Source organism: Shewanella algae (genome assembly GCF_009183365.2).
Classification (GTDB): Bacteria; Pseudomonadota; Gammaproteobacteria; order Enterobacterales; family Shewanellaceae; genus Shewanella; species Shewanella algae.
In genome coordinates this window covers 867,418-888,434 of sequence record NZ_CP068230.1, presented here as the reverse complement: position 1 = coordinate 888,434, position 21,017 = coordinate 867,418, and the positions used below count along the sequence as shown (strand labels likewise).

Here is a 21,017-nt window from a genome sequence, read left to right as displayed (position 1 = left end):
AACTGCCTATTTGATTTGGAAATTAAATAATGAAATATTCATCAGTGGAATTCTCACTAATCCGGTACTGATGAAAACACCTCATTCTCCCGCCAACCTGGCACTGCTCGATCCTGTATTACTGCGGGCCTTTGTCGCCGTCGCCGACAGTGGCAGTTTCACCCGCGCCGCGGCCGCCACTCACCTGACCCAGTCAACAGTTAGCCAGCAGCTTCGCCGTCTGGAGCAACAATTGGGTTATCCTTTACTGGATCGCAGTGGCCGTTATGCCCAAACCACACCTGAAGGTGAGCGACTGCTTACTTATGCCAGACAGATACTGGCGCTGATGCGGGAAGCCGGAGGTCGAACACAAGAGGCGTTTACCCCACTTCGATTGGGAGTGCCGGAAGATTTTGCCGGTGAGGTACTGACCCTGGTGTTGGCCAAGCTGCAACGCCAGGAGCCGACATTACAACTGGAACTGACATCTGGGCTGAGCCAAGGCCTTTATGAAGCATTTCGTGATGGCAAACTGGATATAGTGCTGGTGAAACAACGCCTCGGCGCCAGTCGCGGCGTCGCCTGCTGGCCAGAACCTGTTTGCTGGTTCGACAGTCGCAGCCACTCGCTGGCAGAAAAGCGCCCGCTACCTTTGGTGGCCTTTCCCAATGGTGGTTTATATCGAAGTGAGATGATCCAGCTGCTTGATGAAACCGGGATAGAGTGGCAAATGGTGCAAGTCAGTAATTCACTGTCACAGGTGAAAGCCGCTGTAGCCGCAGGCATAGGAGTGAGCCTGTTGCCCAAACGCCTGCTCACAGACGCCCATATTCAGCAAGAGACTCTGCCACCGCCATTACCGATGGAACTGGTACTGCATGCTGCGCCCAGCCTGAACCATATGGGCAAGCGGCTAATTCAGGACTTGGTCGCCCGTTGTAATGACTTGATGGTTACTTAAGAAAACAAAACGCCAACCCAGCTAATCGCGCCCCGGCTTTCTGCGGTACATCAAGCAGTCGGCCTGAGCCATCAACTCGGCCAAGCTCCTGGGTTGGGCCGGATCGTATAGGGCTTCTCCGAGGCTGGCACGGATCTGATAGGGTTTTGCCAAGCGGAAGTTGAGTTCGGCCAAGGCTTTACGGAACCTCAACTTGATGGCCCTGACATCCAATGGTCGCAAATGGGTCAGCAGTACGGCAAACTCATCACCTCCAAGCCTGGCTACCACATCCGACTCGCGGAAACAGCTCACCAGCATGGCGGCAAAGGCCTGCAACACGGCATCACCTTCACTGTGACCATAGGTATCATTAATGGGCTTGAATTCGTTGAGATCCAGATACAGTAAGGCGCCGTAGAAACTTTCACGACAACAGGAAGACAGTGCCATCTCCCCCAGTAACTCAAAGCCCCGGCGGTTGGCCACGCCGGTGAGTTCATCCTGACAGACCTCTTCCATATGCTGCAGTTCGTTTTCCACCATATGGCCGAGATCTTCCAGACACAGCTTATCTTCCTGGGACAGTTCTCTTGGGCGTACATCTATGATGCAGAAGGTGCCAACCCGACAACCATTGCGCATAGTCAAAGGATAACCGGCATAAAAGCGGATATGGGGAGCGCCGGTAACCAGAGGGTTGTCGGCAAAACGAGGGTCCTTGAGAGTATCCGGGATCAGCATGGATTCAGGCGACAGGATGGCATGACCACAAAACGACTGATCTCTGGGTGTCTCCCTGAGGGAGATACCTAAGCTGGACTTGAACCATTGTCGTTTGGCATCAACCAGACTAACCAAACAGATGGGCACTTCAAACAGTCGCTGCGCCATGCGGCTGATGCGATCAAAGCGCTCCTCTGCTTCGGTATCCAACACCCCGAGTCCTTGCAGGGTAGCCAGCCTTAGTGGCTCATCCAAGGGCTTTGGGGGTCTTGGCATAGGCATTCCTCAACAGTGGCTTCAGGCAAAGCAATCGACAAAACTTCTCCGTTAACTATAGATAGCCTGAGCGCACCGGTAAACTATTGCCCCAGGATAAGCTCATAGATGTTACTAACCCGTTCGGCCTGCTCCGCCACTTTTTCCTGTGCCACCAGCCCAGGCAAACCGGCCAGAGTCAACCTGTGGTTTTCATCCCTCAGCATGCAATAGGCCTGGGTCAGATGCTGCGCCGACATCAAGGGCAGCAGTTCAAGCTCGGCCAACACCTCAAAAATCCGCACATTATCAGACCAGATACACAGCTCGGGGTGCTTATGGGCATGGGCCAGCACCAAATACTGAGCGATAAACTCAATATCGGCGATACCGCCAACGCTTTGTTTAAGATCGAACATTCCCTGCGGCGCTTTGAGCAGATGGTCGCGCATCTTAAGGCGCATCTCACGCACTTCGCTGGCCAGCTGTTTCCTGTCTCTTGCTTGGCGCAGCACGCTGTCACGCACCGCCTGAAATTCCTGCGCCAAGGCGTTATCACCGAAGACAAAGCGGGCACGAACCAAAGCCTGATGTTCCCAAGTCCAGGCCTCCTGCTGCTGATACTCGCCGAAATGCCCAATTTCACTGACCAAGAGCCCGGAGGCGCCCGATGGTCGTAGGCGCATGTCTACCTCGTAAAGCTCGCCCGACATGGTGCGGGTGGAAAACAGGTGTAATATCCGCTGCGCCAGTTTGAGATAGAAGTGCCCTACATCCAACGGCTTGTCACCGTCAGTCGAGCCGCCCTTGGCATTGTGCAGAAACACCAGGTCGAGATCCGAGCCGTAGCCCAGCTCAATGCCCCCCAGCTTGCCATAGCCGACGACGGCAAAACCTATCTCCCCGTCAGCCAGGCCAGGCGGCACGCCGTGGCGCTCTGTCATTTGCTGCCAGGCCTGTTGCACCACTTGCTCTATAATGGCCTCGGCAAGAAAGGTCAGGTGATCGCTGACCTGCATGATAGGTAAGACCCCGGTGACATCCGCGGCGGCAATTTTCAACTGTTGCGACAGTTTGAACTGCCTGAGCGCCTCCATCTGCTGCTCCATATCCTCTTCCGGAACCCGCAGCAGGTATTGGCGCAGTTCACTGCCGTAGTCATCCAGAGAAGTGGTGTCATAAAGCTGCGCCGGATCGATCAGTTCATCCAGCAACATGGGGAATTTCGCCAGCTGCTGGGCAATCCAGGGACTGGCACAACACAGGCTCACCAATTGTTGGCGGGCGCCAGGGTTTTCACACAGAAGTTCAAGATAAGTGGTACGGGTCAGGATCTGCTCCAGTACGCCGGTTACCGGCTTGAATGCCTTGCCGGGATTGGGCTGCAGCGTCAGCTCCTCAAGCATTTTCGGCATCAGCTTATCCAGGGTATCCCGCCCTCTTGGCCCTATGGCCCGGCGTGATACCGTCTCGCGCCAATGAGCCAGACTGCTCCAGAGTTCATTGTCTTCTATGCCTCGCTCGGCCAGCAGCGATTGTATGTCTTCCTCGCTGTCACAGACCCAGAGCTGGCAGGCCCAGCTATCACTTTGCTCCTCATTGTCTTCATCACCGCCGACGGTATCGCGAAAATGGCGATGAATCTTGAACATGGCGGCCTCAACCTCACTGCGCAGCTCTGCCTCATTGGCCATCCCCAATGCGTAGCAGAGACGATGCCAATCCAGGCCGTTATCCGGCAGGGTCTGGGTCTGTTTATCCCCTATGGCCTGCAACAGGTTTTCTACCCGGCGCAGCAGCAGATAACTCTGCTTGAGTTCATCTACCGCCAGGTACTCAAGTTGCCCCAAACTAAAGAGGGTATCTATGGCATCGAACAAGCTTTGACTGCGCAGCGCCGGCTCCCGGCCGCCGCGGATAAGTTGAAAACTCTGCACCACGAACTCCACTTCGCGGATACCGCCGGCACCGAGTTTGATGTTGTCCTTGAGCTGGCGCCGCCGCACTTCCTGGGCAATCAGGCGCTTCATCCGCCTTAAGGAATCTATGGCGGAAAAGTCGATATAACGCCGGTAAACAAAGGGACGTAGCAGGTCGTGAAGCTCATCCGAGTATTGAGTCCAGGGACCAAGCGCGCGGGCTTTGACCATGGCGTAACGCTCCCAATCACGCCCCTGTTCCTGATAATAATCCTCAAGGGCGCTATAGCTGACCACCAGCGGGCCACTCTCGCCATAGGGGCGCAAACGCATGTCGACCCGAAACACAAAGCCGTCAACTGTGACCTGCCCCAGCAGATTGACCAGGCGTTGCCCCATGCGGATAAAGAACTGCTGGTTATCCAGGCTGCGCCGACCGCCCTGGGTCTCACCGTGTTCCGGAAAGGTAAAGATCAAGTCGATATCAGATGAGAAGTTCAGCTCACGGCCGCCCAGCTTACCCATCCCCAGGATCATCAAAGGTTGTGGCTTGCCGTCGCAGTCACAAGGGGTTCCCAGACTCTGGCACATTTCGCGATAGAGCCAGTCTCTGGCGCCAATTATCAGTGCCTCTGCCAATACAGAGAGATCGAGCAGTGACTCCTGCAGCGGGCTATAACCCATGAAGTCGCGCCAGGCGAGGCGCACCATTTGCCGGTTGCGATAGTTTCGCAGCACTGACTTGGCGGTTTCTTCCTGGGTGACAGGGTCGAGCAGGGATTGGATTTCGTCGGCAAAGTCTTGTCTATCCAGGCGAGTGAGCTGGCCGCTAAAGAAGGGGGCAATCCATTCAGGGTGGCGGCACAGCTGAGTGGCAACATAATCACTCAAGCCCATAACCCGTTGCAGCTCCTGCTGCTCTATGAGGCTGAGCTCGGTAACCACCTCAGGCCAGCGCTCCACCAGCAGATGCCAATGCTTACCGGCCTGTTTGCACAGCAACTCGGAAAACGGCTTTTGACTGTCACACCCCAATTCCATAGTTATCCCTGTTCGATTGTATTCAAGACCATTTAGACATATTATGTCATCTTTGCCGCACAAACGTCCGCTCGACATGGATTTTAACCGGCCGATGCAGATGATTCTGACTTCACCCCAATTCTTGTGGGTGATACTCTGTGCACAGATTACACCAACTTGCACTGACGGCCTACGGGGACCAGAGGTTTTAGCAGCGTTTGCCGGGCTCAAGTGCTTATCATAATGGAGAAAACATGGCAGGAATGCTGATCCGTATTCTCAGTCTGCTGATGCTGTTATCACTGACAGCCTGCGGTGACGACAGACCCGAGCAGATTGCCCAGTTGCAACAGCTGAATGACCAACGTCTGGAAAAACTCGGCCAGATGCTGGACAAAGACCAGCTGCGCAATGGCATCTTACTCAAACAGTATGGTCAAATTCTGGCGCAGCAGCGGCCGGAGCTACAGCCGCTGGTGGAACAACTGACACTGGATGCCACCAGTAAGGGACCACTGTACAAGTCACTGGAAAGCAGGGTGAAAGACGCCAAGGTGGCGAGCAACTTTGTCAATCTTGACCAACAGTTGGAAGAGGGAAACAACCTCTATCAAGCGCTGGACTCCAGCCTGTTCAACGACATGCTTTCAGATCCCGTCAATGTGATTGCCGATATGTCAGAGGGCAAACTCGCCAGGGTCAACGCCATCAGCCGCGAGGCTTCAACCCTGGCCAATGGCTCGGAAGACTTTGGTGCCGGCAGCCAGTTAGTGGGTAACCCCGCCTATGGCCAGTGGCAAACCGATTCCAACGGCATGTCCTTTTGGGCCTGGTATGGCATGTACTCCATGTTTTCCAACCTGTTCCACAGGCCTGTTTATTATGACAACTGGTCCAGAGGCAGGGATTACAGCTACTACAATGATGTGGGGCGCTATCGCTATACCTCCCCCAAGCAGGCTAAAGCCCAAACCCAGGTCTATGAGCGCACCAAAAAACGTTTCGACTCTCAAGGCAAACGCTTTGACAGCCCTTATGCCAAGTCCCGCTCCGGCTCAAGCGCCCTCTCTCGTCAGAGCAGCGCCGCACCCAAGCCATCCAGCAGTGGGCAAACGGCCAGCAAGTTTCGCTCTAATTACTCTAAAGACAGCAGTTTCCGTAATTCTGGCAGTCGCACCAGCCGTGGTGTCAGCCGGGGCAAATAACTCAGCCAGGATCACAACTTAAGGAATGAACATGACTCTATTTCAGGAATTCGGCATCACTCAGGAACTGGCCGTCATACTCGCCATCGACCTTTCTATCGCCGTGGTACTGCTCACTCTGACCCGCTACCTGCAGGGATGGAGTGTTCGGGTAAACAGCAGTGAAGAGCTGGCGGTCAGAGACAACTTCGCCTTCGGCATCAGCACCGCCGGCGCTGTGGCGGCACTGGGTATCGTGCTGACCGGCGCCATTACCGGCGCCGCCGCTCACAGTTATCTGCAGGAAGCCATCGGCATGAGCGCCTATGGCCTGTTTGGGCTAGTGCTGATCAAACTGGGGCGCTTTTTGCACGATAAAATCGCCTTGAATAATATCGACAAGAACGCCCTGGTGCTCAAAGGCAATGTGTCGGTTGCCATAGTCGATGCCTCGGCCGCTATCGCCACTGCGATTATTATCCGCGCCGTACTGCTGTGGGCCGAAGATCTGACCCTGGATACCTTTATTGCCATCCTCAGCGCCTTCGCTATTTCTCAATTGATGCTGGTGTTGCTGACCCGCCTCAGAGAGAATCGCTACGCCGCCCGCAACCAGGACAGCTCAATGCAGCAGGCGCTGGCGCAGGGAAATACCGCCCTGGCGATACGTCATGCCGGGGCGATGATCGCCATGGCACTGAGCTTCAATGCCGCCAGTCACTTTATCGTCTTCAGCCCTGAAGCCTATGTCACCAACGCCCTTGGCTGGCTGGTGTTCTCCTTCATTATGTTGGTGGTACTGAGCCTGTTGCTGCCCCTGGTCAAACTCCTGGTGCTGGCAAAAATTGACCTCGCCGATGAGGTGGAGAAGCAGCACAACATAGGCTTGGCCGCAGTTGAAATGGCGATCAGCATAGCGGTTGCGCTGATCCTCACCGCTTTGATGGCCTGATCCCGTGGCATTAAGTAGTCACACCAACACCCAAGAGCCCAACAGACGTCACTTAGGTGCCCTCGATGATGCCTTGCTTCTGGGGATCATGGGGGTACTGGCGGCCTGTGGTCTGATATACGAATACCTGCTTTCCCATTATGCCGGGCGCATTTTGGGCGCCCTCGAGGCGGCCATCTACACCATGATAGGCTTGATGATAGTCTCCATGGGCTTGGGGGCCTTTGCCGCCCGCAAGATAAAGTGCGCCTTCAGCGGCTTTGCAGTATTGGAATTAACTGTCGCCTTGCTGGGCTCACTGGCGATTCTGATCACCGCGGCCGTCATCGGCTTTGGCCACGAGCTACCGGAACTGATAGGACGAACTCTGGGGCTACCGCCGGATCATCTGCCTCAGGGTGGCTTTATCGGCCGTTTTCAGGAGTTGTCCCGCTACCTGCCCTATTTCTGGGGTGTGTTGCTCGGTTTGATGATAGGCATGGAGATCCCGCTCATTGCCAGGGTGCGTCAGGCACTGTCCGATGAACACCTGCTGCACAATGCCGGCACCATTTATGGCGCCGACTATATAGGTGCTGGTGTGGGTGCGGCGCTCTGGGTCGGCTTTATGCTGGCGCTGGATATCCAGCTGGCTGCAGCCATGACCGCCGCCTTTAACCTCCTGGCCGGGTTTATCTTTATCATCCGCTTCAGGGACAGGATCCGCGCCGCCAACTGGTTACTGGCGGCACACGTACTGGCCACAGGAGTGCTGCTGATGCTGGCCATCAAGGGGCCGACCTGGGAGCAAGGATTCAACAACCTCCTGTATCAAGACAAGGTGGTCTATGCCAAGGCTACCCGGTTTCAGCAACTGACACTGACCAAGCGCCTGATGGGTAACCATCTGCCGCCTGTTTACTCCCTCTATATCAATGGCCGGCTGCAGTTCTCCTCCAGCGATGAGCATATCTATCACGCCTTTCTGGTACATCCGACTCTGGCTGCCAGTGCCCGTCACGACAAGGTGTTGATCATAGGCGGCGGTGATGGATTGGGCTTGAAACAGCTACTGAAATGGCAACCCAAGCAGGTCACTCTGGTGGATCTCGATGCCGAGATGGTCAAACTGTTCAAAGAACCCGGGGCTGAAGTACCGGAAGATCTCAGGACAGCATTGCTCGGCCTCAACGGCAACGCCTTTGCCGATCCCAGGGTGGAAATGGTTTTCGACGATGCCTTTAACGGTGTCGACCGCTTGCTGGCCCGCGGCGATAAGTACGATGCCATCATAGTGGATCTGCCTGATCCCTCACATCCGGATCTCAATAAGCTCTATTCAGACCTGTTTTATAAAAAACTCAGGGAACTTTTGAGCGCAGATGGGGCCATCAGTATACAGTCCACCTCGCCTTACCATGCGACCAAGGCCTTTATCTCTGTAGGCAAGACCCTGGCACTGGCGGGATTCAAGGTGAATCAGTATCACCACAATGTGCCCAGCTTTGGCGAATGGGGCTGGACCATAGGGACACTCAATGGCCAGGACGCCAAGAGCCGGCTGCAGCAGATGCAGCAACTGCCGGTAGAGGATGACTGGTTGACGCCCGGGCTTATTCGCGGAGCCTTCGAGTTTCCGAAACAGTTTTACACTAAGATGGACCAGGTTCAGCCCAACACCATAGGCTCGCTGCAGCTGTATTACTACCACCTGCAGGCATGGACAGATGAACAGGGTGTAGCAACCTTTTAAACAGGCAAAGATAACGCTTGACATATTATGTCTCGGTGTTATCTTTAAACGCAGACATAATATGTCAAAGAGGACAAATATGAATATTCACACTATTGCCAATCATTTAAATGGACTTGGCGACAACAGCTCTACTGGGTTCCAGTTTGACTGTTACCCCATTGAAGGGGATGTAGAAGTGTTGCAGGTCAATGTGGTTGGCCGTGAAGAGATCCCCGTATTTGTTTCGGTAACGGAAAACCAAATCCTCTGCATCAGTTATCTCTGGGGAGAGGATGAACTCAAGCAGGAACGCCGTGCCGAGATGTTTGAAACCATGTTGGAACTCAACATCCCTATGCCACTGTCTTCATTCGCCAAGATTGACGATAAGTATGTGGTTTACGGTGCACTCTCCCTGCAATCGAGCATGCTGGAAATAGAGCAGGAACTCTCTGTCCTGTCTGACAACTGTCTCGAAGTCATTGACGAACTGGTCGACTTTTTGAAATAAGGAGCCAAATCATGGGCATACTGAACAAAATTCTTACAGCATTCCGCGGTGGGGCCAACGAAGTCGGCCAAAGCATAGTGGATGCCAACTCAACCCGCATCTTCGAACAGGAGATCCGTGACGCCGAGAAACACCTCACCAAGGCCAAGCGTGAACTGACAGATGTGATGGCCAAAGAGATGCAAGCCAGCCGTGAAATCGATCGCATTAAGCGTGCTGTCGCCGAGCATGAAGGCTATGCCACTCAGGCACTGGAAAAAGGCAATGAAACTCTGGCACTGGAAGTGGCCGAGAAGATTGCCCAGCTGGAAATGGAACTGGCCGAGCAACAAACTGCCAACGACAGCTTCAGCGCCCATGCTGCCCGCCTGAAAGATCTGGTGAAGAAGACCGAACGTCAGTTGGCCGACTATCAGCGTCAGTTGAGCATGGTCAAGACCACTGAAAGCGTGCAAAAGGCCACGGCTTCCATTACCGACTCTTTCGCGTCAAGCAACTCCAAGCTGCTCAACGCCAAAGACTCACTGGAGCGTATCAAGGCACGTCAGCAACAGTTTGACGACCGCTTGAAGGCTGCCGAAAACCTGGAAGCCGAGAACAGCGACCAATCGCTGAAAGCCAAGCTGGCTGAAGCAGGTATCGGCGAGCAGAAGAGCAACGCCAGCGATGTGCTCGAGCGTTTGAAAGCTAAGAAAGGCTGATAACCTATGGGATTCTTTGGCAGCCTGTTTGGCAAAAAAGAAACTCCAGTGCGTCAGCTTAAGCACCCATCAGAGCTGCAAAAGGGCGATATGATCTCCCTTGATGACAGCTTTGCCCTGCCCGCGCATCTGCGCGGGCAGCAGCTTAGGGTCGAAGCCGTCAATACCTATGAGTATCAGCGCAGTCAGTCGACTGAATGGGTACTCAAGGGGCACAGCGGCGAAGCCATCTATCTGGGGCTGGATGAAGACGACGAAACCTGGCTGGCTTTCTCGCTGAAGATAAGCCGCGCTCAGGTCGATGCCTTATTCGATCTGGATGATTTCTCCGCGATCTTCGATGAGCCGGGGAAAGCAGAGCTGAGTACCAAGGCACTCACTGCCGAGACTGAGATGCTTGAGCAATGGCTCGGGAAACACTACCATCAGGTCAGTTTTGCTGAGTTTGGCTATTTCCACCGGGAAGATTACCGTGGACTCAGGCCGCCTCAGGATGCTGACGGTGCAACAGGTGATGCCTTCGAAAGCTATCAGTTGCTGGATGACGATGAGTCTCGCGCTCTGGATATCGAAGTCTATGAAGGCGGCGAAACCGACGTTGCGCTGACCCTTTACCGCCCCCTCAGCGATATTCGTGACTACTGGCCAGGAGAATAATGCGGCATGAGCAAGAACCACCCTTATCCGGAAAAATGGTTACAAAACCAAAAGGCTGCCAAGGCGACTCAGGTAGCTTTTGATCTGGATGAAAGGTTTCAATACTCCATCCGCAAGGCGGCCCTGGATACAGGTGTCAGCCCTTCAGATCAGATACGCATGATATTGGGTTTATCCGTGGCCAAGCGTCCCAAGCGGCCACGGTTAACCGTTTCGCTCAGCCCCACCGATTATGTCCAGCTCGCCGAAAAATACGGCCTGGCTCCGGATGCGCAATTGGAAATCAAAAAACGGGTATTGGAAGACCTGGTACAATTCGTAGACGAGCAATAAACAAGCGCGTTTACAGCTAACGGCAAGTCTTTTACCCTGAAAGGATACAAAGTTTCTCAATGGAAGAACCAATGCCGGATAAATCTCGCTGGTTCCTGAAACCGCCTGTTCAGGTCTCCCCTTTCGAATTGGCGATGATGATGTTGTCGCTGATCTCTGTGGTTGTGATCCTTATCATGACCTTTGTCCCTGTCGATCCTGAAACCCACAAGTTGTTGTTTTATATTGATACGGGTATCTGCTTTATCTTTATGAGTTATTTCCTGGTGGGTCTGTTCCGGGCAGAGAATAAACTCACCTATATCAAGTCTCACTGGGTCGACTTTGTCGCCAGTATTCCGGCGATTGAAGCACTGCGCTTTGCCCGTTTATTTCAGATCCTCAGGGTATTGAGGCTCATTCGCATGAGTCGCTCCCTGATAGGGCCACTGCTGAAGCAAAGGCGTCAGGCCACCATCGCCAGCTTGCTGGTATCCATGGTCACCATCATCACCATAGCCTCGGTATTGATGTTGCTGGTGGAAAGCGGCGCCGAAGGCGCCAATATTCAAACCGCCGAAAACGCCATCTGGTGGGCAATAGTGACCATTTCCACCGTAGGTTACGGTGACTTTTACCCTGTGACTACAGTGGGTCATGTGATAGGTGGGGTGGTCATCGTCTGCGGGGTCAGTTTCTTCGGGGTTATTTCCGGTTATATGGCATCACTATTTGTCGCTCCCGATGAGCAGGAGAGCCTGGAAAACCAAAGCAAGGTCATCAAGAGCGAGTTAGATTTGGTACTCGAACGCATGGAAGCCAACCAACAACAGATGCTGACGGAAATCGCCGACTTGAAACAGAAGCTGGCGCAGCAACAACGGGACTAATCAATCGACTAAAAAGGACGCCGAGGCGTCCTTTTTAGTGCTTACTCCCAGGCGATTCGTCCGGAACTCTTACCAGGCATCAGCGCCAGTAGGGTTGCTGCTGCAGTGCCATCTTGCGGGATTGTTCCATGGCAAAAATCAGACTCTGCTGTTTGTCTGCCAAAGCCTCGGCAAGCTCTGGCGCCAACTGCTCGGCCATGGCATAAGCGCCAAGACTGATGATCCCCTGACTCAAGTCCTGCCAGGGCGCGCGGAAACTATCGCGAGCCTTGGATGAGTAGAGACTGCCATAGGCCAGCCCCACCAGAATGCCTTCATCCAAGGGAGCTGCCAGCTTGAGATAATCATCACGGCTGAGTTCGTCTCCCGGCATGGCCGCCAGCAGTTTTTGCCAGGAAGCCTCCTGCAGACCGTCACAGGTTCCCTTCAAGCCCCCTGCCACGGCTATCTGCATCTCGCCACTGGCCAGCTCAAGCAACATATTCACCAGTTGCAACTGCAGCTGACCATAACGGCAATCCTGCCATAGCGCTTGCAAGCGGCTGCGGAAATCCATCTTTTGCAACTGTTGCACGGCTCGCTCGCGCACGCTCTCGGCATTGGCCAACTTACCAAGCAACAATTTATCCTGGGCCAGACGCGTGAGAGAGTTGGCTTCTGTTACAAAGGCGAGTTGCTGCTCCAGCCAGGAAAATCCCGCATCTGTCTGGCTGTTGCCCAGAGTAAACTGGCCCAGGGTCAAGCGCAGCAGGCGCACACAGGAGCGCAGACGCTGCCACAATAACGCTTGCCCTGCCGGGTCATCCAAACTCTCGGCAATCATGCCCTCCAACAGCTGCCAACGCTCCAGCGCCGTTTCCAGCACCACCAGGAGGGTAGCTTTGATATCACTGTCGCAGGGCAGGCTGATATATTGCAGCGCCTCCAACGCCAGCGGACTGGCCTGCTGCGCCAGACGATAACCTCGCTGCGCCTTGCTAGCCTTCCCAAGACGCATGGGCAGATTGGCAGCAACCTGCTGTGCCAACGGCAAGAGATCGGCCGCCCGGCCACGCTTGAGTTCAAACTCCAACTCACAAAGCGATTCGCTCTGGCCCCCGGCGGCGATAGTGCCGGTATCCAGAGCCAGTTCTATCAGGCTCTCCCCCTGAACCACCAACCAGCGGCAACGCTGAAAATCGGTATGAAACAGGCAGGTAAGCCGGGCCTGCAACGCATCGATGTCGGAATTCTCAGGCCAAATTTCGGCGGGAAATAGCGACAAAACCGGGCTATTGGCGTCTATATCGACATTGTATTCCGGCCGACTATGGATCCCACCGCTAACACGACCGGCCGTTTTTATAGTTTGCTCCCGCTTGCCATCACATCCGCGGACTCTAAGGCCCATATCCAGCTGACGCAGTGCCAGCTCGGGCGTATCATAATAGCCATTACTTAGCTGCTGGCACCCTTGGGATGTGGCGGCGGGTAAGGAGTTCAGAAATGTGGTCAGGCGACTGACTTCCGTGGCGGGGAAAAAGAGCTTAAGTTCTATCTCATTTTGTTGATTGTCGGCATCCATGGTGCACTACTGCTCATTTTGTCATCAAAAATTCATCATCTCGTCATTTCGAGGTCACAATGTCATATTGTTGTCACAAAAATGACCTAGGATTATCCTGTCGGGTGATATATAACCCGATAGAATAAGAACTGACGTGTTTTCTGTAAAAACACAGTTTCAATAAGCGGACGCTTGGGTTAACATTCGCCCGCTTTTCCAATAGTGGAATAACCTAAATAGGTAAACGGCTATGCCAGTAAACTCTATTTTAGGCGTGTTTGCAAAATCGCCGATAAAACCTCTGCAAGAGCATATAGACAAAGTATACGATTGCGCTTCGTTACTTGTGCCCTTCTTCGAAGCAACCATAGCTGAAGATTGGGACAATGCGGTCACTATTCGCAAGAAGATCAGCCAAGAGGAAAAAGAAGCTGACTCACTGAAACGCGAAATCCGCCTGACACTGCCAGGTGGTTTGTTTATGCCAGTAGAAAGGACTGACTTGCTGGAGCTCCTGACTCAACAGGACAAAATCGCCAATAAAGCCAAAGATATTTCAGGTCGAATCATCGGCCGCCAACTGCTTGTCCCTCAAACCATCCAAACCCCTTTCATCGCTTATTTGCAGCGCTGCCTGGATGCAGTCGCCCTGGCCAAAGAAGCGATCAACGAGCTCGATGATCTGCTGGAAGCAGGCTTCCGTGGCCGTGAAGTGGATTTGGTTGCCAAAATGATCAGTGAACTCGATGCCATCGAAGAAGACACTGATGATCTGCAAATTCAGGTGCGTCGACAGCTGTTCGCTATGGAAGCTGAACTGAATCCTATCGATGTCATGTTTCTCTATAAGATAATTGAGTGGGTTGGTGACCTGGCAGATCTTGCCGAACGTGTCGGTTCCCGCCTTGAGCTGATGCTGGCTCGCGTCTAACAAACAAAAGGTTATCAAGGTAACAACATGGTTGATGTATTAGTCACCTATGGCCCCTGGCTCATAGGTATCGCGGCTGTTTTCGGGTTTCTTATGGCCTGGGGCATTGGAGCCAACGACGTGGCGAATGCAATGGGTACGTCTGTTGGTTCAAACGCAATTACCATTAAGCAAGCGATCATTATCGCAATGATCTTTGAATTCGCCGGGGCCTATCTGGCCGGTGGCGAAGTCACCAGCACCATTCGCAATGGGATCATAGATTCCAGCTACTTTACCGAAGTGCCGGAACTCCTGGTCTACGGCATGATAGCTTCGCTACTGGCCGCAGGCATTTGGCTGGTCGCCGCATCAGCTCTGGGCTGGCCGGTTTCCACCACTCACTCTATCGTGGGTGCCATCATAGGTTTTGCCGCCGTGGGCGTGGGCACTGAAGCCGTTGCCTGGGGCAAAGTCGTTGGTATCGTTGGCTCTTGGGTCATCACCCCTGCGATTTCCGGCTTTATCGCCTTTATGATTTTCCAGAGCGTACAAAAACTGATTTTCAACACCGAAGATCCTCTGGGTAACGCCAAACGTTATGTGCCTTTCTACATGGCCTTTGCCGGCTTTGTAATGTCTTTGGTCACCATCACCAAAGGATTGAAACACGTTGGTCTCAAGTTCAGCACTGTCGAAGCCTATCTGCTGGCACTGGCGATTGCCATTCTGGTGGGTATCGCAGGTAAAATTGCCATCAGCCGCCTGAAAATGAGCAGCAAAAATGACCGCCAAACTCAATTTGGTAACGTGGAAAGAGTCTTCGCTATCCTGATGGTAGTGACTGCCTGTTGTATGGCTTTTGCCCATGGTTCCAATGACGTGGCCAACGCCATCGGCCCATTGGCCGCGGTAGTCTCTGTAGTCAGCAGTGGCGGAGAAATCGGCTCTAAGTCAGCTTTGGTTTGGTGGATTCTGCCTCTAGGCGCCGTCGGTATCGTTATGGGACTGGCCATATTCGGTAAGCGCGTAATGACCACCATAGGCAAAAATATTACTCACCTGACCCCAAGTCGCGGCTTTGCCGCCGAGCTGGCTGCTGCGTCAACCGTGGTTATCGCCTCGGGTACAGGTTTGCCTATCTCCACCACTCAAACTCTGGTGGGTGCGGTACTGGGTGTGGGCATGGCCAGGGGTATTGCCGCCATCAATATCGGTGTGGTTCGCAACATTGTGGTCTCTTGGGTCGTCACCCTGCCAGCCGGTGCCGGCTTGTCTATTCTGTTCTTCTTCACCATTAAAGGTGTGTTCGGCTAACAGAAATAGCTGTAGAAATCACGGTAAATATCATGATTATAAGAGGGAAGTCGAATGACTTCCCTCTTGCATTGGCGCCCTCAAATCCCTAGCATGTGGGCAGTATTTTGCGACAGAGAATGACTAAGTGTTAAGACTCCTGACTCTCATAGGGATGATGCTCCTGTCTCCCACCCTATTGGCCCAAGGCCAGACGCGCTATATTTCGGACGATGTCTTCATCTACATTCATGGTGGACCCGGCACTCAATACCGGATCCTGGGTAGTGTCGAAGCCGGTCAGCAGATAAGCGTGTTGCCTGAGCGCCAAGGCGATTACACCAAGATTATCGACCATAAGGATCGTGAAGGCTGGGTATTGACCAGCATGATCTCCAAGGACAAGTCGCTGCGTTTTCGCGTCTCAGAACTGGAAAGCCAGTTGGCCGAAGCCAAAGGCCAGCTCACAGGACTTCAGAGCGAAAATGGTGACTTCAAGGGCGAGCTTGGCAGCCTCAAGTCTCAGCTGAGCAAGGCTCAGGCGGAACTGGCTGAAGCCAGCACAGAACGCGATGAAGCCATAGCCAAGCTCAAGTCGATGAAAGACAATGAACGTTTCCGTATGTGGCAGGAAGGCGGGCTCATCGCCGCCCTGGGTTTGATCCTCGGGGTCATTCTGGTTTACATGCCAAGACCACAGCGACGCAAGAAAGATCGTTGGATGTAATAGCATTTTTCCCTTCTCAAAGGCCAGTGTTTAAAACCACTGGCCTTTTGTTTATGTGACTTTACAGCTGGGCTACGTAAAGCCAATTAAACAATTTTCACATTCCCGCCAAGATTGGTGTCACAGATCACATTTTGATTGTATAATCGGCGCGCGCAAGCGCCAATATTGTATACAAAAATAATAAAGCGTCTTTTGCGTCAGACATATTCCAGGTAATTCGAGCAGTCCTTAACTGCCCCCCAACCGGCTTAGATGGAAGCGATAACTATGTTCAAAGCGAGTGAAGTTCTGGCAGGCCACTATGATAGCGCCAATCTCGACGAACTCTTTAAAGCCATCAGTGACAACTATATTGTCGACGAAGAGCAATATCTGTCCGATCTGATCAAGCTAGTCCCGTCGAGTGACGAAACCATAGAGCGTGTGACCCGTCGCGCCCACGACTTGGTCAGCAAGGTTCGTCAATATGACAAAAAAGGTCTGATGGTAGGTATAGACGCTTTTTTACAGCAATACAGCCTTGAGACTCAGGAAGGCATCATACTCATGTGCCTGGCCGAAGCCCTGCTGCGGATCCCGGATCCGGAAACGGCCGATGCCCTGATTGAAGACAAGCTATCAGGTGCCAAATGGGACGAGCATCTGTCAAAGAGTGATTCTGTATTGGTCAACGCCTCGACATGGGGCCTGATGCTGACGGGCAAAATCGTCAAACTGGATCGCAACCTGGATGGCAGTCCAAGCAACTTATTGAAGCGCTTGGTTAATCGCTTGGGTGAGCCGGTGATCCGTCAAGCCATGTATGCCGCCATGAAGATCATGGGCAAGCAGTTCGTACTCGGCCGCACAGTTAAAGAAGCGCTGAAAAACAGTGAAGACAAGCGCAAGCAGGGCTATACCCACTCTTACGACATGCTGGGTGAAGCCGCACTGACCCAGAGAGACGCCCAGAAATACTTCCAGGATTACTCCCACGCCATCAGCGAATTGGGAGCCCAGCAGTACGATGAATCCCAGGCGCCCAGACCGACGATTTCCATCAAACTGTCGGCGCTGCATCCCCGCTATGAAGTGGCCAATGAAGACAGAGTCATGTCCGAGTTGTATGCCACAGTGATCAAGCTGATTGAGCAAGCTCGCAGCCTGAATGTCGGTATCTCTATCGATGCCGAAGAGGTAGACCGTCTCGAGTTGTCGCTCAAGTTGTTCCGCAAGCTATACAACTCAGAAGCCGCCAAGGGCTGGGGCCTTTTGGGCATAGTGGTGCAGGCTTACTCCAAACGGGCACTGCCTGTGCTCCTGTGGCTGACCAAGCTTGCCAAAGAGCAAGGCGATGAAATCCCGCTGCGACTGGTGAAAGGCGCTTATTGGGACAGCGAACTCAAGTGGGCTCAGCAGGCAGGTGAAGCCGGTTACCCTCTCTACACCCGCAAGGTGGGGACGGATCTCTCCTATTTGGCCTGTGCCCGTTTCCTGCTGTCGGACAAGACCCGTGGTGCCATCTATCCACAATTTGCCAGCCATAACGCCCAGACGGTCGCTGCCATCAGCGATATGGCCGGCGATCGTGAGTTTGAATTCCAGCGTCTTCATGGCATGGGACAGGAACTGTACGACACTATTTTGGCGGAAAGCCGAGCTCGCACCGTCCGAATTTATGCCCCGATAGGTGCCCATAAAGATCTGCTGCCCTATCTGGTGCGCCGTCTGCTGGAAAACGGTGCCAACACTTCATTTGTGCATAAGCTGGTGGATCCCAAAACGCCTATCGATTCACTGATCACCCACCCTCTGGTGACAGTCAAACAATACAAAACCCTGGCCAATAACAAGATAGTGAAGCCTGCCGACATCTTTGGCAGTGAACGCAAAAACTCCAAGGGACTCAATATGAACATTCTCTCTGAAGCCGAACCCTTCTTCGCAGCACTGGATCAGTTCAAGACTCATCAATGGCATGGCGGCCCGCTGATCAATGGTGAAACCCTGAGCGGCGAGTCAAAGGCGGTTGTCAGCCCCTATGACACGACACAAACCGTCGGTCAGGTGGTTTTTGCCGACAACCAAGCCGTCGAGCAGGCCATAAGTTCAGCCGTCGCCGCCTTCCCAGCCTGGTGTCGCACACCGGTGGAAAAGCGCGCCAGCGCGCTGCAAAAACTGGCCGACCTGCTGGAAGAAAATCGCGAAGAGCTGATCGTGCTCTGTACCCGCGAAGCAGGCAAGAGTCTGCAGGACGGCATAGATGAAGTCCGTGAAGCCATCGACTTCTGCCGCTACTATGCGGTGCAGGCCAAGAAGATGATGAGCAAGCCCGAACTGCTCCCTGGACCAACCGGTGAATTGAACGAGCTGTTTGTTCAAGGCCGCGGTGTCTTTGTCTGTATCAGCCCCTGGAACTTCCCATTGGCGATTTTCCTCGGTCAGGTGACTGCTGCCCTGGCTGCCGGCAACACAGTTATCGCCAAACCTGCCGAGCAAACCTGCCTGGTGGGTTACCGCGCCGTACAACTGGCCCATGAAGCCGGGATCCCCAAAGAAGCGCTGCAATTCCTGCCGGGCACAGGCGCCAGTGTCGGCGCTGCACTGACCAGCGACGAACGTATCGGCGGCGTATGCTTCACAGGTTCGACCGGCACGGCCAAGGTGATCAACCGTGCTCTGGCTGCCCGCGAAGGCGCCATCATTCCGCTTATCGCCGAAACCGGTGGTCAAAATGCCATGGTGGTAGACTCCACCTCCCAGCCGGAGCAAGTGGTCAACGATGTGGTTGCCTCTTCCTTTACCAGCGCTGGCCAGCGCTGCTCGGCGCTGCGGGTACTCTATCTGCAGGAAGATATCGCCGATCGGGTACTGGAGATCCTCAAGGGTGCCATGGATGAACTCAGTATTGGCTATCCTGGTTCAGTGAAGACAGATGTCGGCCCTGTGATCGATGCCACAGCCAAGGCCAATCTCAATGCCCATATCGAGCATATCAAACAGGTAGGCAAGCTTATCAAACAGGTGGAGCTGCCCGCTGACTGCAAAGATGGCCATTTCGTTGCTCCAACCGCGGTTGAAATCGATTCCATCAAGGTGCTGGAGAAAGAACATTTCGGCCCGATACTGCACGTTATCCGTTTCAAAGCCTCAGAGCTGGACAAGGTGATTGCCGATATCAACAGCACAGGCTTTGGTCTGACTCTGGGGATCCACAGCCGCAATGAAGGCCACGCCCTGAGCGTTGCCGACCGAGTCAATGTAGGTAACGTCTATATCAACCGTAACCAGATTGGCGCTGTGGTGGGTGTACAGCCCTTCGGTGGTCAGGGGCTTTCCGGCACAGGCCCCAAGGCTGGCGGGCCACACTACCTGACCCGCTTTATGACGGAAAAGACCCGTACCAACAACATCACAGCCATAGGTGGCAATGCCACTCTGCTGTCACTGGGTGATGCGGAATAATCTCCACCCATGAAAAAAGCCAGGAATAGTTTCCTGGCTTTTTATTACCTGCTCGCGGCAAACAAACTCACGCTATCAGCTCTTGGCTTCCTCGGGACAAAAGTTGTCCATCACCAGAGCGCAGGCTGCATCGCCGGTAATATTCAGCGATGTACGTATCATGTCAAATACCCGGTCGAGGGCAAACAGCAGTGGCAGTCCATCAATAGGGATCTTGGCCGCCAGTAATACGGCCACCACCAGGAAAGAAGGTCCCGGCACCCCGGCCTGGCCAATAGCGCCCAAGGTAGAGGTGAAGATGATAGCCGCATAGGCGGCAAGGCTCAGATCAATGTTATACATTTGGGCAAAAAACATGGCGACCAAACCATAATAGATGGCGTTGCCGCTCATATTGATGGTGGCGCCCAACGGCAATACGAAAGAAGCCGTGGCTTTTGAGACTTTCAACTCCTGCTCACAGGTTTCCATATTCACCGGCAAGGTTGCCATGGAGGAAGCTGTGGACAGCGCCATGACCTGGGGCTTTTTCATTGCACTGATAAAGCGTGCCGCCGACACCTTGGAAAACAGTTGCACCACCAAGGGGAAGAAGATGAAACCATAAATCAAAATTGCCCCAACGAAGACGATGAACAGTTTAAATACCACCTCCAGGGCTTCAAAACCAAAGGTGCCGACTGAGTCAGCCATCAGACCGAATACGCCTATGGGGGCCACCAGCATCACACAGTTGATCATCCATACCATGGCCTCCGTGATGGCGTTGAGCGCGCCGAGGATCGGCTTGGCACCATCGCCCTTGACCTTGGTCAGTGCTATGCCGAAGAAGATACTGAACACCAGGATCTGCAGAATATTGCCGCCTGTCAGCGACTCAAACACATTGGTCGGTATCATGCCGATGAAGGTATCCATCACCCCGGGGAGATCGCCCTGCTCCTTGGTGACCTCCATCAGATCCGTCATACTGTGAGCGGTAAAATCAACACCCTTGCCCGGTTCAAAAAGGTTTCCCAGCGCCAATGCCATCGCCACGGCAATGCCCGAAGTCACAATAAAGAAGCCGAATGTTCCGAGACCGATTTTCCCCGCCGATGGCGTATCCCCCAGGCTGGCGGCACCGGAGATGATGGCCACCAATACCAGAGGAATGACCAGCATCTTGATTAGATGGATAAAAATAGTCCCCAGTGGAGCAAACATGCTGGCATCTTTGCCCAACCACCAGCCGACAGCCGCCCCCAAAAACATGGCAATCACGACTTGCACGCCGATATTGCCAATCCAGTGTTTGTTATTCATTGTTATGTCCCCGCCGCACA

At 53.7% G+C, this 21,017-nt stretch carries 17 protein-coding genes; 13 read left to right on the top strand and 4 right to left on the bottom strand.

Features of this window, described 5'->3' with window-relative positions:
- Positions 1-70: 70 nt before the first annotated feature.
- Positions 71-943, top strand: coding sequence for a LysR family transcriptional regulator (locus E1N14_RS04025; protein WP_025010363.1), 873 nt, complete (start codon positions 71-73; stop codon positions 941-943).
- Between the two features lie 21 nt (positions 944-964).
- Here the strand turns inward: E1N14_RS04025 and E1N14_RS04020 are convergent, their stop codons facing one another.
- Both E1N14_RS04020 and glnE read right to left on the bottom strand, forming a co-directional pair.
- A complete protein-coding gene (locus E1N14_RS04020; protein ID WP_025010362.1) occupies positions 965-1,924 on the bottom strand; it encodes a GGDEF domain-containing protein in 960 nt (319 codons plus the stop codon).
- Positions 1,925-2,007: 83 nt separating this feature from the next.
- Positions 2,008-4,863: a bifunctional [glutamate--ammonia ligase]-adenylyl-L-tyrosine phosphorylase/[glutamate--ammonia-ligase] adenylyltransferase gene (glnE, locus tag E1N14_RS04015; RefSeq protein WP_025010361.1), complete on the bottom strand. Its 2,856-nt coding sequence runs from the start codon at positions 4,861-4,863 to the stop codon at positions 2,008-2,010.
- A 236-nt stretch (positions 4,864-5,099) separates the two neighbouring features.
- Between glnE and E1N14_RS04010 the strand changes: the two genes are divergently transcribed.
- The 8 genes from E1N14_RS04010 (at position 5,100) to E1N14_RS03975 (ending at position 11,766) form a co-directional block, all read left to right on the top strand.
- The gene (locus tag E1N14_RS04010) at positions 5,100-6,050 is read left to right on the top strand and encodes a hypothetical protein (RefSeq protein ID WP_044733743.1); all 951 of its coding nucleotides are present in this window, start codon (positions 5,100-5,102) and stop codon (positions 6,048-6,050) included.
- Positions 6,051-6,081: 31 nt separating this feature from the next.
- Entirely contained in the window at positions 6,082-6,981 is a 900-nt protein-coding gene (locus E1N14_RS04005) for a DUF350 domain-containing protein (RefSeq protein ID WP_025010360.1), read from the top strand.
- A gap of 4 nt (positions 6,982-6,985) precedes the next feature.
- Positions 6,986-8,713, top strand: a complete 1,728-nt coding sequence (locus E1N14_RS04000) for a polyamine aminopropyltransferase (RefSeq protein ID WP_062793525.1) — start codon at positions 6,986-6,988, stop codon at positions 8,711-8,713.
- A gap of 79 nt (positions 8,714-8,792) precedes the next feature.
- Positions 8,793-9,206, top strand: coding sequence for a YjfI family protein (locus E1N14_RS03995; protein ID WP_025010359.1), 414 nt, complete (start codon positions 8,793-8,795; stop codon positions 9,204-9,206).
- Positions 9,207-9,217: 11 nt separating this feature from the next.
- A complete protein-coding gene (locus tag E1N14_RS03990; RefSeq protein WP_025010358.1) occupies positions 9,218-9,907 on the top strand; it encodes a PspA/IM30 family protein in 690 nt (229 codons plus the stop codon).
- A gap of 6 nt (positions 9,908-9,913) precedes the next feature.
- Positions 9,914-10,564: a hypothetical protein gene (locus E1N14_RS03985; protein WP_025010357.1), complete on the top strand. Its 651-nt coding sequence runs from the start codon at positions 9,914-9,916 to the stop codon at positions 10,562-10,564.
- Positions 10,565-10,570: 6 nt separating this feature from the next.
- Positions 10,571-10,897, top strand: a complete 327-nt coding sequence (locus tag E1N14_RS03980; RefSeq protein ID WP_025010356.1) for a hypothetical protein — start codon at positions 10,571-10,573, stop codon at positions 10,895-10,897.
- A 71-nt stretch (positions 10,898-10,968) separates the two neighbouring features.
- The gene (locus tag E1N14_RS03975; protein ID WP_025010355.1) at positions 10,969-11,766 is read left to right on the top strand and encodes an ion transporter; all 798 of its coding nucleotides are present in this window, start codon (positions 10,969-10,971) and stop codon (positions 11,764-11,766) included.
- A 79-nt stretch (positions 11,767-11,845) separates the two neighbouring features.
- Here the strand turns inward: E1N14_RS03975 and E1N14_RS03970 are convergent, their stop codons facing one another.
- The gene (locus E1N14_RS03970) at positions 11,846-13,330 is read right to left on the bottom strand and encodes a CYTH domain-containing protein (protein ID WP_037436941.1); all 1,485 of its coding nucleotides are present in this window, start codon (positions 13,328-13,330) and stop codon (positions 11,846-11,848) included.
- A 232-nt stretch (positions 13,331-13,562) separates the two neighbouring features.
- Between E1N14_RS03970 and E1N14_RS03965 the strand changes: the two genes are divergently transcribed.
- From E1N14_RS03965 to putA, 4 genes are all read left to right on the top strand, one after another.
- Positions 13,563-14,243 (top strand): TIGR00153 family protein, encoded by a 681-nt coding sequence (locus tag E1N14_RS03965; protein WP_025010354.1) that lies wholly within the window; start codon positions 13,563-13,565, stop codon positions 14,241-14,243.
- Between the two features lie 27 nt (positions 14,244-14,270).
- Positions 14,271-15,539, top strand: coding sequence for an inorganic phosphate transporter (locus tag E1N14_RS03960; RefSeq protein ID WP_025010353.1), 1,269 nt, complete (start codon positions 14,271-14,273; stop codon positions 15,537-15,539).
- 127 nt (positions 15,540-15,666) lie between these two features.
- The gene (locus tag E1N14_RS03955; RefSeq protein ID WP_025010352.1) at positions 15,667-16,245 is read left to right on the top strand and encodes a TIGR04211 family SH3 domain-containing protein; all 579 of its coding nucleotides are present in this window, start codon (positions 15,667-15,669) and stop codon (positions 16,243-16,245) included.
- A gap of 255 nt (positions 16,246-16,500) precedes the next feature.
- The gene (gene putA, locus E1N14_RS03950; protein ID WP_025010351.1) at positions 16,501-19,692 is read left to right on the top strand and encodes a bifunctional proline dehydrogenase/L-glutamate gamma-semialdehyde dehydrogenase PutA; all 3,192 of its coding nucleotides are present in this window, start codon (positions 16,501-16,503) and stop codon (positions 19,690-19,692) included.
- A 75-nt stretch (positions 19,693-19,767) separates the two neighbouring features.
- Here the strand turns inward: putA and E1N14_RS03945 are convergent, their stop codons facing one another.
- Complete coding sequence (locus tag E1N14_RS03945; protein ID WP_025010350.1) at positions 19,768-20,997, bottom strand: dicarboxylate/amino acid:cation symporter; 1,230 nt, start codon at positions 20,995-20,997, stop codon at positions 19,768-19,770.
- Positions 20,998-21,017 lie beyond the last annotated feature (20 nt).